The following is a 17,273-nucleotide window of genomic DNA, read 5'->3' as shown; positions in this document are numbered from 1 at the left end:
TTAATTGTCGTACACGAAAAGTGCTGCCTCCCAAAAGTTGAATTTTCTTTAACCTTGGGGGCACAGTTTTGTATTAGGTTAAAGTCAAACGGAGGTTTGAAGACTTTGGATAATTAAATATATTTTTATAGTTAACATATGAAGGATTATCGGAAGGATAGAAGCTGATAAAAATCGCTTCTATCCTTTTTTGTTCATTTAAGTGTACTTTTACGAACGCTTAATAGATATATAGCCCATCCTTAAAAATTTAACTTAGGGACTTTTCCAGACCGATGCAAGCGATTGAATGGCCTTCCGAATTTCTCCGATAGTCGGAGCCCCATAGCCGATGATCACTCGGTCGGTGGATTTGGTTTCTTGATACATATGGGATACGGAATCAACTTCAATGCAGAGCGAATCAGCCCTTGCAATTGCTTCTCGTTCCGTTAAGTAGGCTGGTAATTGGACAATGATATGCAGTCCAGCCTCATCTCCTCTAACAGAAAAATCTTCTCCTAAAAATTCATCTATCGCTTCAATCAAGCACTTTCTCTTTGAGCGGTAAAGGGTTCGCATTTTGGCGATGTGCTTTTCATATCCTCCTGTCTTAATGAATTCTGCAACGACTAACTGATCGATTTTGGAAACAGTGGGTTTTTGCAGTGCATTGAATGCTTCATATTCTTTCACTAAAGATAAGGGGAGGACGAGATAACTGATTCGAATAGAAGGCAGCAAGGTTTTAGAGAATGATCCAAAATAAATCACCTGATTTAAAGCGTCTAAATTAGCCAACGTTGGAATGGAGGCGCCACGATAACGGAATTCTGAATCATAATCATCTTCCACGATGTAACTGGAAGAAGCTTTTGCCCAATTCAATAACTCAAGACGCCTGTTGATCGACATCACCGTGCCAAGTGGATATTGATGAGCTGGAGTTGTATATAGAAGTGTCACTGGCTGTTTCGGTACGGTACAGCCTTCAAAATCCAACCTAAGAGGTAAAACCGGTATGTTTAATTGGTGAAAAACCGCATTTGCTCGAATAAAGCCCGGTTCCTCGATTCCTACTTTAGAGGGAGAGAGGAAGTGACACAGGGAACTTAACTGTTGTTGAGTACCGCTGAAGATAAAGATTTGTTTTGCATGGCGATGCAACCCTCGTGAACGGCGCAAATAGGCGGCAATTTCGTTTCGTAATTCGGGTTCCCCTTGCCAAGCGCCGTTGGCAATATGGGCAGGAACCAGAAACTTTTGATACAGGCGGTTCCAGATTTTGTATGGAAATTCTGTTGGATCGACTTGTCCATTTCTAAAATTCAAGGACTCTTCTCTTAGCGTTGGCAGTAATTCTTCATTTTGAAAGGCAGCCTCTTCTTGAAAGGGGACTTCAATCTCCCCTACAAAATAACCCTGTCGCTCCGTTGAATACAGGTAACCTTCACTCAGCAATTGGGCATATGCTTCCTGTACGGTAAATATACTGACATTCAGTTGATTGGCTAATTCGCGTTTGGAGGGCATTCTTGAATGCGCTTTTAACTGTTGTTGCAGAATGAGCTGTTTAATGTGTTCATAAATGGCCATATATTTCGTGGTTCCTTTTGGAAATGTTACTTGCAGTTCCACTTCAAGCACTCCCTGGTATGTAATAATTAATCTAAATTGGTTATGTTAAGCATACCAGAAATGAAGTGTAATGATAGAAAGGAGTGAGGGAAATGAAAACCTTAGAGAATGAAGTAGTCAAGCTAGTGCCGATGGAAAGCAGCCATATAGAAGGAATCTGGGAGGCAGCGAATGACAACGAAATTTGGGAACACATGTCGGTGGATTTGACGGACAAAAGGAATGTTGAACAATATGTGCAAGACGCTCAAAAAAAGAGAGCAGCTGGAATAGAGTTTGCTTTTGTGATTGTAGATATCGAGTCAAAGAAAATTATTGGAGCTACTTGGTTTCTCGACATTTCCATGTCCCACAAAAGATTAGAGATCGGTTCAACCTGGCTAAATCCGAAAAGTTGGCGAACGAATGTCAACACCAATTGCAAGTTTCTATTGTTGAAATATTGTTTTGAAGAACTGGGATTGAATCGCGTCCAAATCAAGACAGGTCATGAAAATATCCGTTCACAACGCGCCATTGAAAGAATCGGAGCCATTAAAGAAGGGATTTTGAGGAACCACATGATTCGCAAAGAAGGAACAATTCGACATACCGTCATGTACAGTGTGACAAAAGAGGATTGGCCACAAGTCAAAGAACGCTTCCACAAGATATTAATCGGGCAGTAATTTATACAATAATTGTATTTTGAGACCTGTTTCAGTTTTGATTTCGTACTCTTAGAATAAAGCGACCTATCAAGAGTAGTTTACATATCATGAATTTATCGGAAGCTGTATAAAGAGAAAGGGAGGGAAGAGGCTTATTTCAGCACATCTTCTCTCCCTCTTAATTTGTTAAATGTATTTTTACGAACGCTTTTCTAATAACCTTTTTAAGTTGTGTCCCTGATGATTACAAAATGAATTTAATGAAAATAGATAGATAGAAAATGCATGTACGTAAGGTGAAAGAAAGTAGCTGAATATCAAGAATTTTATGGCTTAAAAGCTCTGTATGCCCGTAACGTGCCAATCGCGGTTGAAAATTGCCCCGTCTCTTCAATTGCAGCAAATCCTGTTTCTTTTAAGAGACTTGGAATAATGCCTTTGACATGAGGGGAAGTGGTCTCGAACCCGTCTAACAACTGGACGGGGAAGAATGCAGCACGCATCAAACCGTTTTGTGGCTTCTCAAAATCAATTATATGGAATTGGCCGCCCGGTTTAAGTGTCCGGCGAACTTCCTCAAAAGTTTCCTTTTTCTTCTCCAACGTCAAATGGTGAATAAATAAACTGGTAAAGACATGATGAAACAGATTATTAGAAAAGGGAAGCCGGTCAGAAAATCCTTCCTTGAAGCTAATGCCGTTAGTTTGATTTCTTTTAATTTTTTCTTTCGCAATTGCCACTATTTCCGGGTCTGCATCGACTCCAATCACTTGAACATGGGAGTGTGATCGCCGTATTAAGAGGGCCAAGGTTCCTGTGCCGCAAGCTAAATCCATTACCACTTCCCCAGGTTGAAGGACTGCTTGATTAACCAAATACATTTTAAGCTTTTTTTCCTGCATCCCCCATTGGATTAACGGATCATAGAACCGGGTCATCCAGCGGTATTTGAGTGCCGGTATATACGCTTTGTTTTTATCTGCCTTCATGAAGTTCGCATCCTTTCAATTAAGTAGATTTTTGTTCCGAATAAATCCAGTTTGAAAAAATAGGGAAATCGCCAACCTATATGATTTATCATCACTTCAGAAAGTCAGAGATACTCGAACAAAAACAATCCGGCCTGCGCTTATGAATGTGCAGGCCGGTTTCAAAGAGTGGATTGATTATGAGTTATTTTTTGCTCAGCATATGAATTGGGTGCCCCATGATTCCTTCCGCAGCTTCCATCAATGGCTCCGGCAGCGTAGGATGGGCGTGAATCGTCAGGCTGAGGTCTTCGGCTGTCGCCCCGGTTTCAATAGCAAAGACCGCCTCGGCAATAAGGGACGATACTTCCGGTCCAACCATCTGGACGCCCAACACTCTTTTGGTCTCTTTTTCAGCCACAATCTGTACAAAACCATCCGCATCGGAAATAGATAAAGCGCGGCCGTTCGCTTGGAATGGAAAACGACTGGAAACTGTCTCATAGCCCTGTTCTTTTGCCGCTTTTTCGGTCAACCCGGTATACGCAACTTCCGGATCGCTGAAGATAACAAACGGCATCGCTTGAAAATCAATCACGCTTTTTTGTCCGCTTGCCACCTCTGCCGCAATCTTACCTTCATAACTAGCTTTGTGAGCTAGAAGGTCACCGCCTGCACAATCGCCGATTGCGTACACATGATCAATCGTGGTTCGACATTGGTTATTTATCTTGATAAAACCGCGTTGATCAAGTTCCACGCCAATATTTTCTAAGCCGATTTTTCCTGTGTTTGGTTTTCTTCCAATAGAAACCAGGCAGTAATCGCCATTAATGACCTCATCTTTGCCATCCACCTGAACCCGGACATTGACTTCTTCACCTGTATTTTCACCGCCTTGGACCATAGCATTGGTGATGACCGTGATGCCCAAATCTTTTAAGTGACGTTTGACCACATTTGTCAGTGCAGAGTCCGTCCCTGGAAGAATGGTATCCGTTCCTTCAAGAATCGTCACTTTGGCCCCGAATTTGGCATACGCCGTCCCTAGTTCCAGCCCGATATAACCGCCGCCGACCACCACGAGATGCTTCGGCACTTCCTGGAGCGTCAAAGCTTCTGTTGACGAGAGGATCCGTTCTTGATCAAACGGCAGGCTTTTCAGTTCGGTCGGCAGGGAACCGATTGCCAGAATCAGATCTTTGTACGTATAGAGCAGTTCTCCGTCTGCGGTTTTGATTTTTACCTGATGGGATGCCGTCAGATAAGCTTCCCCGCTAATGACTTCCACGCCATTGCCTTTCAGCAAGGTCTGGACCCCGCTTGTAAGTTTGTTCACGATGCCGTCTTTCCATTTCACTACTTCGGGCATATCCACGACCACTTCACCCGAAACCCGGATGCCCATGGTCCCGGCGTGCTGGATGTGTTTCACCCGTTCCGAAGCACTGATCAGCGCTTTGGAAGGGATGCAGCCACGGTTCAGGCAAACGCCACCCAATTCGGCCTTATCCACCAACACCACTTTTTTCCCTAGCTGTGCAGCACGAATGGCCGCCACATAGCCGCCCGATCCGGCTCCGATCACCAATAAGTCCAGTTCCTTTTTCGCTTCGTTCGTCATGTTTGTTTCCTCCTTCGGCATTTGGTCATAAGAAAAATCGTAATTTCTGCTCATTTTTATTTCAAAAGAGGTAAACCGGCACTAACAAGGGGGTGCTTCGTGCCAGGAATGCCTCTTCTAAAATCCATACCCTTTATCTTGAGGAGTAATGAAAGAATGTTTCAGATTCGCCCTACTATGTAGTTCAGAAAAGAGCTTTCCATTTGGCTGGAAAGCTCTTTTCGTTACTCTTTTACGCGCATCAGCCGTAAGCTGTTTAGCGCGACCAGAAGGGTAGCGCCCATGTCTGACATAATAGCGATCCATAGCGTCAGCCAACCCGGGATGACCAACAGCAACGCGATCACTTTGATACCAATTGCAAATGCAATGTTCGCTTTGATGATGTTCAATGATTTCCGGCTCAACTTCACCGTGAACGGCAGTTTGCTCAAATCATCGCCCATCAAGACCACATCAGCGGTCTCCATAGCGGTATCGGTTCCGGCACCACCCATGGCAATTCCGACAGTAGAGGCAGCGAGTGCCGGGGCATCGTTCACGCCGTCTCCAATCATCGCGACGTTGCCGTATTCGGCTCTTAAGCGTTTGATGAAATTCAATTTATCCTCCGGCATCAGTTCGGCCTGGATTTCGGTGACGCCGATCTGCTGGCCAATGGCCTGACCGGTCCCTTTGTTGTCGCCCGTCAGCATGATTGTCTTCTTGATGCCCATTTGATGCAATTTCGCGATGACTTCCTTGCTGGATTCACGGACTTCATCCGCCACGGCAATGACCGCCAGGATATTTTGTTCCGTTCCGATGATCATTGCCGTCTTGCCTTGATTTTGAAGAGCTGTGACGTTTTGTTCCAAGTTCTTATCGGTACTTGCGGCGCCCAGCTCGTTGAAGAGAATCGGGCTGCCGATGTAGTATGTGATGCCTTCGACAGTCCCTTTAATCCCCTTGCCGGTAATGGAAGAGAAGTCCTCGACCAAGACCGAAGAATAAGAAATGTTTTCTGCGTCCGCTTTTTTCATGATGGCCGAAGCAAGAGGATGCTGTGAGCGATATTCCAGCGCTGTGACGATGGAAAGCAGTTCTTTTTCATTTGCCTGCTTGTTCAACACCTCAAAGTCCGTGACGACGGGAACCCCTTTGGTCAGGGTGCCGGTCTTGTCAAACGCAATCGCTTTGATGGCACCCATTTCTTCCAGGTACACGCCGCCTTTTACCAAAACGCCTTTTTTCGCTGCATTCCCGATAGCAGATACAATCGAAATCGGAGTCGAAATGACCAACGCACACGGACAACCTACGACTAGCACAGCCAGCCCTTGATAGACCCAGGTTTCCCAGCTGGCGTCAAACAAGAGGGGAGGGACAATGGCCACGAGTGCGGCAACAGCCATGATGATCGGTGTATAATATTTGGCGAATTTATCGACAAATGCCTGGGAAGGGGCCCGTTCGCCTTGTGCTTCTTCTACCAAATGGATGATTTTTGCAATGGTTGTGTCTTCGACCAGCTTGGTGACTTTGACTTCGAGCAAGCCTTCTTCATTCAGCGTGCCAGCGAAGACTTCATCATCCACCGTTTTGCCGACGGGCACGGATTCACCCGTAATCGCTGCCTGATTGACCGCCGAATAGCCGTTGACCACCATGCCGTCCATCGCAATCTTTTGTCCGGGTTTGACAATCATGGTATCCCCGACGGCAATGTCGTCCACCGAAATCAACTGTTCTTGTCCATTTCGTCGAACCAGTGCCTCTTTCGGGGCAATGTCCATCAACGACCGGATGGATTGTCGGGCCCGGTCCATGGAATAGCGTTCCAATGCTTCACTGATGGCGAAGAGAATCACCACGATGGAAGCTTCCGCCCATTCGCCGATGATGGCTGCCCCAATGACGGCAACCGTCATCAGGGTTTTCATGTCGAAATCCAGGCGTATCAAATTCTGGAAACCGACTTTAAAGAGCGAGTACCCGCCAATGACGATGGCAGCTACGAACAGGAGGGACGTCATCAGGTTTTCTTCCCCGTTGACGAACTGGGAAATGTACCCGAAGACGATCAGCAGGGTAGAGTAGAGCAAGACGCTGTACTTTTGGTAGAACGGCACTTTCTTCTCTTTTGCAGTTGCCGTATTTTCGGTTTCTGTGTTCGGTCCGGCTTGGCGCCTTAATGTTTCAGGAGCGACCTTCAAATTTTCAAAAGCACCGGCTTTTTCCAATTCTTCAACCGAGGCCGTCCCGTAAACGGAAATCTTCGAAGCCCCGAAATTCACTTTTGCATCCTGGACACCGGGAATTTGCTTGACGTTGTTCTCAAACTTCCCGGCACAGTTGGCGCATGAAAATCCTTCCACCCGGTAGACGGTTTTTGCCTCTTCTATCTTTGCTTTCTCAACCAATGCTGACACCCTCTTTCTGGTGAGTGAAGGCCACTTGCACGAGGTGTTTCACATGTGCGTCATCCAATGAATAATAGACCAATTTTCCTTCTTTGCTGTATTTCGCCAACCCCATATTTTTTAATAGGCGCAGGTGGTAGGAAGCCGTCGCTGTAGAAGAGCCGATGATATTGGCGACGTCACAAACACAGAGTTTGTCTTCCAGCGATAAGGCATAAGCAATTTTGATTCTCGTATCGTCGGATAATGCTTTGAAAATTTTTGCTACTTCCAATGGGTTTTGCTCTGAAAGCTGTTGCTGGACTCGCTCTACTTTTTCTTCGTCTACACACAAAATTTCGCACGTATCTCTGCTCATTTTATTTTCCCCTTTTCATCAATTAAATTTTTTACAGCAAGCTTTTCTTCTATAAGAATAGAACAAGCGAAAAATCACTTCAGCTCACCAGACTCCAAAGGAAACGGAATGTCCCGTTCTCCACCATGATCAAGATGCCCAATCCGATAAAGACAACTGGCACAATCCAGCGTTCCCATTTCTCGATGGTTTCAGAGACCGATTTAACGGATGCCAAACGGTAACTGAGGTAACACAAAACAGCTGTCATAATGGCAAAGACGACAAGCATCACAACGATCTCACTTGGATTCAAGGTTGAAAAGTAGGGTATGTAGACACCGATGTTATCCCCGCCGGCCGCAAGTGTAATGACCGTGATGGTTACAAACAAGCGATTGGACTTTCCGGAAGACAAGCGGGACAAGAGATCCTCTTCGTCGTTCTCTTCTTCCTCTCGCTTCCAAACCTTGATTCCCAAATAAATCGGAATGAGACCCAGCAGGCCGACCCAGTGAGTCGGTACGAGCGTCAGGCCATACGCAGCCAAAAGGCTGACGCCTACTAATATGGCTGTCCCCAGATATTGGCCGATAACAATGGATTTTAACTGACCTTTTTTCATCGTCTGCGAAAACAGGATTAACAAAATGATGACATAATCAATGCTGGTCGCAACGTAAGCTGCAACAGCGGAAAAAATCGTCGTAATCAGCCCCACCAACTCCTTTGTGGATACTAGAGCCAACTAGTATCCTTCTAATAGTTAAACATTCAAACGAACGTTTGATTAATGCAAGTGTACAAATATTTCGCTAGATTGTCAATTATACATTCAAATGATTGTTTTAATATTTGAATATGCTTGTTAGAATGAACAGGGAGTGACAAGCGGCAAGGCAAATCGAAAACTTGGTTTAGTTAATCCCGACTTGTCCTGTTAAGCATTCTATTTCTATGAATGTTAGAAAATGTATGTGAGAATGATGTCGAGTAATTGATCCATAAATCACGAGAGGAAAGAGGGTTACTATGAAGAACAACAAGAAGAAACAATCAGGAATGAAGTTCGCGGTGCTCCTGACGCTGTTGGCCGTTGGAATTTTAGCGGCAATCGTGGTATTGACGAACCAGCAAAGTGCCTCAACAGTGGAAACCGGGGAAGTTGATATAACAGGTCAGCCGACGCTTGGAGAAAGTGATGCACCGGTCACGGTCGTTGAATTTGGAGACTTCAAGTGCCCGTCCTGTAAAGCGTGGGGAGAAACGGTCTATCCGCAGTTAGTGGCGGACTATGTTGACAGGGGAGATGTGAAATTCTCCTATATCAATGTTCTCTTCCACGGCAATGAATCGGTAGTGGGTTCTCTGGCTGCCGAAGCCGTTTACGAACAAAGCCCGGAATCCTACTGGGACTTCCACAAAGCCTTATTTGCAGCACAACCGACTGAAAATCACGATGCCGCCTGGCTGACACTGGAGAAAGCCCTAGAAGTGGCCGCCGAATTTCCAGCCATCGACCAAGTCCAGATGAAAGCGGACATGGAAAAGCAAGAAACAATGGATAAAGTGGAGGCGGATAAGGCCTTGGTAGAAGAGCACAGTGTGGCTATGACACCGACGATAGTCGTCAATGGACAGACGTTGGAAGATCCGTTTGATTACGATGCCATCAAAGCACTGATCGATGAAGCATTAGCGGAGGAAAACTAATGGAAGAGACCCACAAACCATCCGATAAAAGCGGCTGCTTGCTGTATGGAGCATGGTTTGTCTCGTTAATCGCGACACTCGGCAGCCTGTATTTCAGTGAAATTAGAGGGTTTATCCCGTGTGACCTGTGCTGGTTCCAACGGATTTTCATGTACCCACTTGCCTTCATTTTAGGGATTGCCACGTTTCAGAACGACTGGAAGATCGCTCGTTATGTTCTTCCATTATCCATTATCGGCGGAAGCATCTCGGTCATGCATTACTTGGAACAGAAAGTTCCCGGGTTTGGAGGCATCCGGCCCTGTGTAAGCGGGGTTCCCTGCAGCGCAGAGTATATCAACTGGTGGGGATTCATAAGCATCCCGTTCCTCGCCCTTGTAGCTTTCCTCTTAATTAGTGTTGCGATGTTAATTTTAGTAGTGAAGAAAAGAGCGAATTGACGCACCTCACTTAACGATCAATCACGGACCGCCTTTTTTTACAAAAGACGGCGATATGGCAATTAAGGGAGTATACACGTCAATCATTTAAAAGGAGATTGTTCTATGGCTGAAGTAAGTTTATTGCTGGCGTTTGGCGCTGGACTGTTATCATTCATTTCTCCCTGTGCCCTACCGTTATATCCGGCTTTTCTATCCTATATTACCGGAGTTTCGGTCAATGATTTAAAAGAAGGCAAGGGAATGATGAGAAGCACCGCTTTGATTCACACGATTTTATTTTTAATTGGATTTTCCATCATTTTTTTAGCGTTGGGCTTGTCAACTTCGCTTCTCGGAAACTTCTTCTTGGAATATCAAGTCCTTTTACGCCAACTGGGCGCCATTTTGATGGTGTTTTTCGGGTTGGTCTTAACCGGTGTTTTGAAATTTGATTTCCTGCTTTCGGATAAAAAAATCCAATTTCAGAAAAGACCTTCCGGATATGCCGGTTCTGTTCTGATCGGCATCGGTTTTGCGGCTGGATGGACGCCATGTACCGGTCCCATACTGGCGGGCGTGATTGCGCTCGGCGTAGCGGATCCGGACCGGGGACTCCTCTACATGCTGTTTTACGTCCTCGGGTTCTCCATTCCTTTTCTCTTGATGTCGCTATTTATAGAGAAAATGAGTTTCCTAAAGAAGAGAAGTGCGCTTTTCATGTCAATTGGCGGGGCACTGATGATTCTAATGGGGCTTTTACTTTACTTTGACATGATGACAGAAATTATCGCTTTTTTATCGCAATTTACGGGTGGATTCACCGGATTTTAATAGACGGGACGTTAAATGTTTAGAAAGGGCGTGACATTGCATGGCTACTAAAAAGAAGAACCGCTTGATAATAAGGACCGCCATTTTGCTTGTCATGGTAGGGGCTATTGCCTTTACCATTTATAACGGGGTAACGAAGGAAAAAAATGACTTGCTGCAGGTTGGAGATATGGCCCCCGATTTTGCGTTGACTGACTTGAACGGGGAACGGCATCAGCTGTCGGATTATAAAGGACAAGGGGTGTTCGTGAACTTTTGGGGGACCTGGTGCAAACCGTGCGAGAGAGAATTTCCGCTGATGGAAAAACAATATCAGGTGTATAAGGATCAAGGTGTACAGATACTGGCCGTCAACATTGCCCAGTCGGATTATGAAGTGAGACAATATGCCGAACAGCGGAATCTGACGTTCCCGATCGTCATCGACAAGAACAAAAGTGTGATGGAAGCCTATAATATTCGCCCGTTGCCGACCACTCTATTGGTTAATCCGGAGGGGAAAATAGAGAAGATCATTACAGGTGAAATGTCGGAGGAAGACATTCAAAGCTATATGGAGCAGATTAAACCAGTAGAATCTTAAACGAATAATATTGATGAAAACACTAAAATTTATAATTGGTCTAACATCATCCAGCGTCTATGAGAAGAACTCTCTAGACGCTTTATTTTGTTCAACCATATCTTTTATGGTATGGAGTAAAACCTCGAGAGCCTGTATTTAAAGTTAACATATGATCCCTTATCGGAAGTACTAACTGTTTAACTAGAAAAAATAAAGAGGAGTGCTGCTCAATTAGCACTCCTCTTTATCTTTATCTGGCCATATCTTTTTATAGGGAAGAATTTTCTTTCCATTCTTCAGTGAACTTGTCCTTGAACTTATCAATTCCATACCCAGCCATGGCTGCAAGAAAAGCGGGCAGGGCCCATCCCAGTCCCTGTTCAAAAAACGGGGTAATCCCTAACCAGTTAGTTGCCAATTCCAGTTGGAATCCGATACTGACCAATACCTGGTATAGCGCATAAACGGATGTCACGGCTACCGAGAGGCGGAACATCATCTGGCTTTTTCCTGCAATATGTTCGAATAAAGAAAGAATGATCAGGACAATGGCGATCGGATAAATAAATACCAATAAAGGGATTGCCAGTAGCAATATTAAATTCAAGCCCAAATTAGATACGAGTAAGCCAACGATTACAAAAACAGCTACGTAGGATCGGTAACTTATTTTCGGATAAATCTCGTTGAAGAATCTCGAACAGGCATTGATCAGACCGACGCATGTGGTGAGACAGGCAAGGATGACAATGATACCGAACAAGAAAGCTCCGCCCCCTCCGAACAATAGGCTGGCTGCAAAAGTTAAAATCTCAGCTCCGTTTTCAAAGCCGTTCTCATTTGGAATGACACGCCCAATCCAGCCCAGTGAAAAGTAAACCACAACCAATCCCAGGCCGGCGATGAGGGCGGCTCCAAATGTGCCTTTCACCAGTTCCGATTTAGATGTGGCACCTTTATCTTTCAATGCATTGACAACGACGATTCCGAATGCCAGGGCAGCGACCGCATCCATCGTGAAATAACCTTCCAGGATTCCAGTGACCAAGGGAGATGATGCATACTTTCCAGCAGCGGGTGAAGAGACATTATCGAATGTAAAGAAAGCACGGATGACAAGCACAGCTAAAACAAGCAACAGAAGAGGCGTCAGGTATTGTCCGATGCGATCCACGATTTTCTTCGGATTTAAACTGATCAAATAAGTAATACCGAAAAACACCAGGGAGAATGCAGCGAGCGCAAATCCGCCGTCAACGTGAAAGACTTGTTTGAAGCCCAGTTCATAAGCAACGCTTGAAGCTCGGGGTATCCCGTAGAAAGCGCCGATCGAGAGATAGATGATAATAGCAAAGGCCATGCCGAAAACGTAATGCACCCGGTTGCCCATGGATACTAATCCGTTATCGGACAAAGCGACAGCCATAATGGCCATAAATGGCAATAGAACACCCGTGATAAGGAAACCGGCAATCGCTGATCCAAAGCTGCTCCCGGATTCCAAACCTAGAAGAGGGGGAAAGATAAGATTCCCTGCTCCGAAAAATAAAGAAAAAAGCATAAATCCTGCAAATACTACATTGGTTCGACTCATCATAATTCCTCCTGAATTTTAGTTGGATACTCGAAGCTTCCACAGCTTCAAAACTACTGTGGCTGCTGCGTTGTTATCGCCATACTCAATTTTTTGCATAAAAAAACCCGTCCCTGAAAAGGGACGAGTTTGTGCTCGCGATACCACCCATATTCCGCAAGTTCCATACAAAAGAAACATTCCGGCGCTTAGTCGACGTACAATCATACGTCTTCCCGATAACGGTGGAAATCCGGCAAATCTTACTGTTTTCAGCTTTGCATCTCGGAGATGATTTTCGGATAAGATTCGTCCATCGGCTTTCACCAAGCGCCGACTCTCTGAGGAACAGTTATCTTCTCTTACTCTTTCTCGTCATTGATTCTTATTTATACAACTTAACTTAGCAAATGCTAATCGGAAAAGTCAATATACTTTATTGGTTCGAAATGGATTTGTTTCTATTTCTTTTGGTTCTCCTAATATACCGTTACAACTGCTTAAGTGAGAAATTAAAAGAATAGCGCTTCACGTCACTCGGCCAAACCATCTTTCATCGTGATGATATGGTCGGCATACGCCAGCATTTCCTCGTCATGAGTCACCATTAAGGTGGTGATGTTCAAAGTTTTCGTCAAATTGCGGATCAGCTCCATGACATCTTTTGACCGTTTTGAATCCAGGCTGGCCGTCGGTTCGTCCGCAAAAAGCATTTGAGGTTTGTGGATGATAGCCCGGGCAATCGCTACCCGCTGTCTTTCGCCGCCTGATAAGGACGCGGGGTAGGCGGACTTTCGATGTTCCATGCCGATCAGTTTCAGGATATCGGCAATCTCCTTTTTTTGCTGCACTTTGTTTAATGTCGTTTCCGACACTTCGAGCATCAGAAAAAGTTGTTCTTCCACGGTAAGGAAAGGGACAAGATGCGCTGACTGGAAGACAAAGCCGAAATCGCTGGCACGGATTTTCCGGATTTGCTCCTGGTTCATGCTGGTCATATTCCTGCCATTGAACAGGATTTTTCCATCCGATGCCGGCTGTAGGCCAGCGGCAATTGTCAGCAAAGTACTTTTGCCGGATCCGGAAGCACCGACAAGTGCGGTAATTTCGCCTTGTTGAAGCGTCAGGTCAATTCCCTTTAATATTTCTTCTGCCACTTCACCCGTTGTAAACGTTTTTCTCAGTTCATTGATCGTAAAAATTGTCATATTACACTTCTCCTTGTTGAATCGCCTGCAGCGGTTCGACTTTTTTGATTTGGATGCCTGAAAGCGTAGCGCCGACAAAACCGATGAGGAGGAAAACGATGGACAATTGGACCGTTGTGACTGCAGTTAAGCTGAAAGGCATACCGTCCGGTGCGATAAAATTGAAACTCTGGCTGAGCGCAATCGATAACGCCAGCGCAATGGCGGTGATGAAGAACATCTGCGTCCACATCATTTTGAACAATGCACTCGTCTTCACGCCAATCGCTTTTAAAATGCCATACAATCCGATTTTTTGCACATTCATCATATAGAAGAATATGGCGAAAAGCAGTCCGCTGATTACGACGAGAAACCAGACAATCATGTTGAGAGACAGCTGTTCTGCACTGTAGCTGGGAATCGTATTGAGGAACTCGCTGTTCGTAAACGATTGCAGTCCTTCGATGACTGGGGTTTCGTCTCCATCTGGAATGAAAATCAATTGCATTTCATTTACCCGGTACATCTCTTTGTAGTTCTCCATATTGATGAAAGCGACTGGGGTGTGGCTATACTTTTGCTGATCGACAAATCCCTTCACAACAAATTCGCCGCTGAATTGGTTGTTGGTCAGTGTATCCCCAACTTTTAACCCTTCTTCTTCCAAAGAACGGTCCAGGATAACTTCGCCCGCTTTGACGTTTTCAAACAACTCCGAGCCCGTTGAAGCGACAAACGCCACACTGCGCTGTTTGTCTTCTTCATCATTCAAAAATCCCATTTGAATGGATAACGCAGCAGCGTTTTCATGTTCGTTTAAAACTTTCTCTTGGACATTAGAGTCGATCAGCGAAAGATTATATGTCTCTTCCGCGTCTTCATTCATATAGAATTGGCCGTCCGGCAAATCTTTAATCAATGCTGCATTGTCCTGGGACAACCCGTTCGCAAGCCCTGATATGATGAAAGTCAAAAAACTGACAAGAAACACAATCGAACCTAGAATCATAAATTTCACTTTGCTTTTTTTAATTTCTTTCCATGCAATGTTCATCTGTAAGCCTCCGATTTCTTTATTACCCTTAGTTTATAGGGCTTAGATGAACGGAAGGTGAACAAGCCATTACATTTCGAAAGTAAATTCATACAAGGCTGCCCTCTGTGAAGAAATGAAAAGCCAAAGCGTATTACAATCGCGGCAACACTACATGTATGGTTGTTCCGGCTTTGGGAGAACTGGTGATTTCAATCGACCCTTTATGCAATTCGACAACTTCTTTAACAATGGCCAATCCTAATCCTGAGCCTTTTACGGACCGCACCCGAGCCTGGTCCGCCCGGTAAAAACGGTCAAATGCACGGACAGTTTCCTCTGCCGACATGCCGATCCCTTCATCCCGTATTTCCAGTACCATCTCTTTTGGCGAAGAACTTAAACTGAGTTCAATGGCGCCTCCCGGCTCGCTGTATTTAATCGCATTGGTCAATAAATTCTCCCAGACTGTCTGAAGAAGGACGGCATTTCCTTTTACGTTAACAGATGCCAATTGCGCTGAAATCCCGAGCTCTTTTTCGTCAAACGCGTAGCGCAAATGAGACAGGGTGTCCCGTATTTGCTGGTCGATGGAAATCACTTCACTGAGTTCCTGCACTTCTTTATCAAAAGATGCCAACGTAAGCAATTGATTGGTCAACAGCGACAAATGCGTCGTTTCTTCCTGAATGATGTCCGCATATTTTTTTTTCTCTTCTTCGTTGCTTCCGATTTTTTGCAGAAGAGATAAATAACTTTGAATGGTATGGAGAGGGGATTGAATGTCATGTGAAACATTGTGAACGAATTCTTTGCGTTTTAATGTGGATTGTTCAACGCGATTGCGCATTGTGACGAACTGATCGGCCAGTCGGCCAATTTCATCTTTTCGGTTAATGGAAAGAGGGACATCGAAGGTTTCCGTGCCCATTTTTTCCGTTGCTTCCGTTAATTTGGTAATCGGCTGAATCAATAAACGTGCCACCAGCAGCATGCCAATAAAACTCAAGATAATGATGCCGACTGCTAATCCGCCGAATAAGAAGCGAAGTTCCTGGAACAGAAGCTTTATATCCGGACGCAAAAAGAGTGCATGGTTTTCACCATTCAATTCCAACGGCACACCGATGGAATTTTCCAGCTCATTGGCGAAAAATCCGGTGACAAAAGTCTCCCGCGGAAATTCGCGTATGCCGTTAAAGGCGTCTCCCTGAAGAACTTGCTTGATGTCTGCCTCATCAATCGTTTCGTCACGAAACTTTGCGCCATAGCGGTTGACAGTGTCCCCGTCTGTGACATACAGCTGGTAACCCGCATCGCCCAGCATCTGAAATGTGGCTTCGATTTGATCCGCCGGTACACTTTCCGCGAACTCTGCAATCGAAGTGGCGATAGCGAGATTTTTATCATTATTTTCTGCTTTCAGGTATTGGTCGTAATAAGTGTTCATTGCAAAAAAAGAGATGATGCTGCTGATCAGCATCGTCGCAAAAGTGAACCAGACAAATTTGACGTAAAGGCTCATGCGTTCACCTCAAGTTTATAGCCTACACCGCGTACAGTGACAATCTGCACATCGGGAGCAAAACTTTCCAATCGCCGGCGCAGCCGTTTTATGTGAACATTTACGGTCTGTTCATCTCCCTGGAAATCAATTCCCCAAATTCGCTCGATTATCAGATCTCTGCTCAGTACTTGTCTGGGTTTGGAGGCGAGCAGGGTCAGCAATTCAAATTCCTTGAGCGGAATGATTAAAATCCCTTGATCCGATTGGACTTCGTAACTTTTAAAATCAATGGTTAACGTACCGATGGCCAATGTGTCATCCGCAGGCTGGTCATATCTCCGCAGAATGGCTTTGACGCGGTACAATAATTCCTTCGATTCAAAAGGTTTAACCAAATAATCATCAGAACCGGCTAAGAATCCGCGCTCTTTATCTTCAATATGATGCCGGGCCGTCAGCAGGATGACGGGGAGATTGTAGTCTTTCCGCAATATTTTCGTGAGTTCAAAACCATCCATTCCTGGCATCATGACATCAACTATCGCTAAATCCACCGTCTTGGAATCCAAGCACTCTAAAGCTTGTTCACCTGACTCGGCCTCAATTACTTCGTAACCAATTTGGCGAAGTTCGGCTGAAACGAAATTCAGCATATGTAAATCGTCATCCACTGCGAGTATCCGTATCAAGTTATCCCTCCTATATATCTTTTTTGCTGCTTATGATAAATAGACTATAAAGCTAAAAATTCGCTGAGGCAATGAATAGGGAGCAGGATTGTGGTCGGAAATTCGGCGTATATAAAAATATTCACAAAACAATTGAGTATAATAAAATAGTA

The 17,273-nt window shown here is 44.9% G+C and carries 16 protein-coding genes and 1 other annotated feature; of the genes, 5 read left to right on the top strand and 11 right to left on the bottom strand.

Going from position 1 to position 17,273, the window contains the following annotated elements:
- Positions 1–255: 255 nt before the first annotated feature.
- Positions 256–1,617, bottom strand: coding sequence for a MocR-like pyridoxine biosynthesis transcription factor PdxR (gene pdxR, locus AC2Q9J_RS02030; protein WP_499036856.1), 1,362 nt, complete (start codon positions 1,615–1,617; stop codon positions 256–258).
- Positions 1,618–1,709: 92 nt separating this feature from the next.
- Between pdxR and AC2Q9J_RS02025 the strand changes: the two genes are divergently transcribed.
- Positions 1,710–2,285, top strand: a complete 576-nt coding sequence (locus AC2Q9J_RS02025; protein ID WP_282019675.1) for a GNAT family N-acetyltransferase — start codon at positions 1,710–1,712, stop codon at positions 2,283–2,285.
- 308 nt (positions 2,286–2,593) lie between these two features.
- Here the strand turns inward: AC2Q9J_RS02025 and AC2Q9J_RS02020 are convergent, their stop codons facing one another.
- The 5 genes from AC2Q9J_RS02020 to AC2Q9J_RS02000 form a co-directional block, all read right to left on the bottom strand.
- Entirely contained in the window at positions 2,594–3,256 is a 663-nt protein-coding gene (locus AC2Q9J_RS02020) for a class I SAM-dependent methyltransferase (RefSeq protein WP_404337679.1), read from the bottom strand.
- A 184-nt stretch (positions 3,257–3,440) separates the two neighbouring features.
- Entirely contained in the window at positions 3,441–4,859 is a 1,419-nt protein-coding gene (lpdA, locus tag AC2Q9J_RS02015; protein WP_404337681.1) for a dihydrolipoyl dehydrogenase, read from the bottom strand.
- A 224-nt stretch (positions 4,860–5,083) separates the two neighbouring features.
- A complete protein-coding gene (locus AC2Q9J_RS02010) occupies positions 5,084–7,261 on the bottom strand; it encodes a heavy metal translocating P-type ATPase (protein ID WP_499036853.1) in 2,178 nt (725 codons plus the stop codon).
- Positions 7,254–7,619 (bottom strand): ArsR/SmtB family transcription factor, encoded by a 366-nt coding sequence (locus AC2Q9J_RS02005; protein WP_404337685.1) that lies wholly within the window; start codon positions 7,617–7,619, stop codon positions 7,254–7,256. The genes AC2Q9J_RS02010 and AC2Q9J_RS02005 overlap by 8 nt, the downstream gene beginning before the upstream one ends.
- 79 nt (positions 7,620–7,698) lie before the next feature.
- The gene (locus AC2Q9J_RS02000) at positions 7,699–8,313 is read right to left on the bottom strand and encodes a CadD family cadmium resistance transporter (RefSeq protein WP_404337801.1); all 615 of its coding nucleotides are present in this window, start codon (positions 8,311–8,313) and stop codon (positions 7,699–7,701) included.
- A 317-nt stretch (positions 8,314–8,630) separates the two neighbouring features.
- Here AC2Q9J_RS02000 and AC2Q9J_RS01995 point away from each other — a divergent pair, with 317 nt between their 5' ends.
- From AC2Q9J_RS01995 to resA, 4 genes are all read left to right on the top strand, one after another.
- Positions 8,631–9,311 (top strand): DsbA family protein, encoded by a 681-nt coding sequence (locus AC2Q9J_RS01995; RefSeq protein WP_404337687.1) that lies wholly within the window; start codon positions 8,631–8,633, stop codon positions 9,309–9,311.
- Entirely contained in the window at positions 9,311–9,751 is a 441-nt protein-coding gene (locus AC2Q9J_RS01990) for a disulfide oxidoreductase (RefSeq protein ID WP_404337689.1), read from the top strand. The genes AC2Q9J_RS01995 and AC2Q9J_RS01990 overlap by 1 nt, the downstream gene beginning before the upstream one ends.
- Before the next feature lie 105 nt (positions 9,752–9,856).
- Positions 9,857–10,564 carry a cytochrome c biogenesis CcdA family protein gene (locus tag AC2Q9J_RS01985; protein ID WP_404337691.1) on the top strand — a complete coding sequence of 236 codons (708 nt, stop codon included), beginning with the start codon at positions 9,857–9,859 and terminating at the stop codon, positions 10,562–10,564.
- Positions 10,565–10,604: 40 nt separating this feature from the next.
- The gene (resA, locus tag AC2Q9J_RS01980; RefSeq protein ID WP_404337693.1) at positions 10,605–11,147 is read left to right on the top strand and encodes a thiol-disulfide oxidoreductase ResA; all 543 of its coding nucleotides are present in this window, start codon (positions 10,605–10,607) and stop codon (positions 11,145–11,147) included.
- 250 nt (positions 11,148–11,397) lie between these two features.
- On the opposite strand, the gene brnQ is transcribed toward resA, so the two are convergent.
- The 5 genes from brnQ to AC2Q9J_RS01955 all read right to left on the bottom strand — a co-directional run bounded on the left by brnQ (position 11,398) and on the right by AC2Q9J_RS01955 (position 17,121).
- On the bottom strand, positions 11,398–12,723 hold the full coding sequence (brnQ, locus tag AC2Q9J_RS01975; RefSeq protein WP_499036850.1) for a branched-chain amino acid transport system II carrier protein: 1,326 nt from the start codon (positions 12,721–12,723) through the stop codon (positions 11,398–11,400).
- A 116-nt stretch (positions 12,724–12,839) separates the two neighbouring features.
- Positions 12,840–13,090, bottom strand: a binding site (T-box leader).
- A gap of 145 nt (positions 13,091–13,235) precedes the next feature.
- On the bottom strand, positions 13,236–13,910 hold the full coding sequence (locus tag AC2Q9J_RS01970; protein WP_499036848.1) for an ABC transporter ATP-binding protein: 675 nt from the start codon (positions 13,908–13,910) through the stop codon (positions 13,236–13,238).
- Position 13,911: 1 nt separating this feature from the next.
- Positions 13,912–14,946: an ABC transporter permease gene (locus tag AC2Q9J_RS01965; RefSeq protein ID WP_499036846.1), complete on the bottom strand. Its 1,035-nt coding sequence runs from the start codon at positions 14,944–14,946 to the stop codon at positions 13,912–13,914.
- Between the two features lie 133 nt (positions 14,947–15,079).
- Positions 15,080–16,450, bottom strand: a complete 1,371-nt coding sequence (locus AC2Q9J_RS01960; protein ID WP_499036845.1) for a sensor histidine kinase — start codon at positions 16,448–16,450, stop codon at positions 15,080–15,082.
- The gene (locus tag AC2Q9J_RS01955) at positions 16,447–17,121 is read right to left on the bottom strand and encodes a response regulator transcription factor (protein ID WP_499036843.1); all 675 of its coding nucleotides are present in this window, start codon (positions 17,119–17,121) and stop codon (positions 16,447–16,449) included. Before AC2Q9J_RS01955 ends, AC2Q9J_RS01960 begins: the two co-directional genes overlap by 4 nt.
- Positions 17,122–17,273: the final 152 nt, after the last annotated feature.

The sequence above is a fragment of the Planococcus sp. RAB007_Raresut genome, assembly GCF_057369535.1.
Note: the sequence above shows the minus strand (reverse complement) of the source record. Positions and strands in the feature narration are given on the sequence as shown.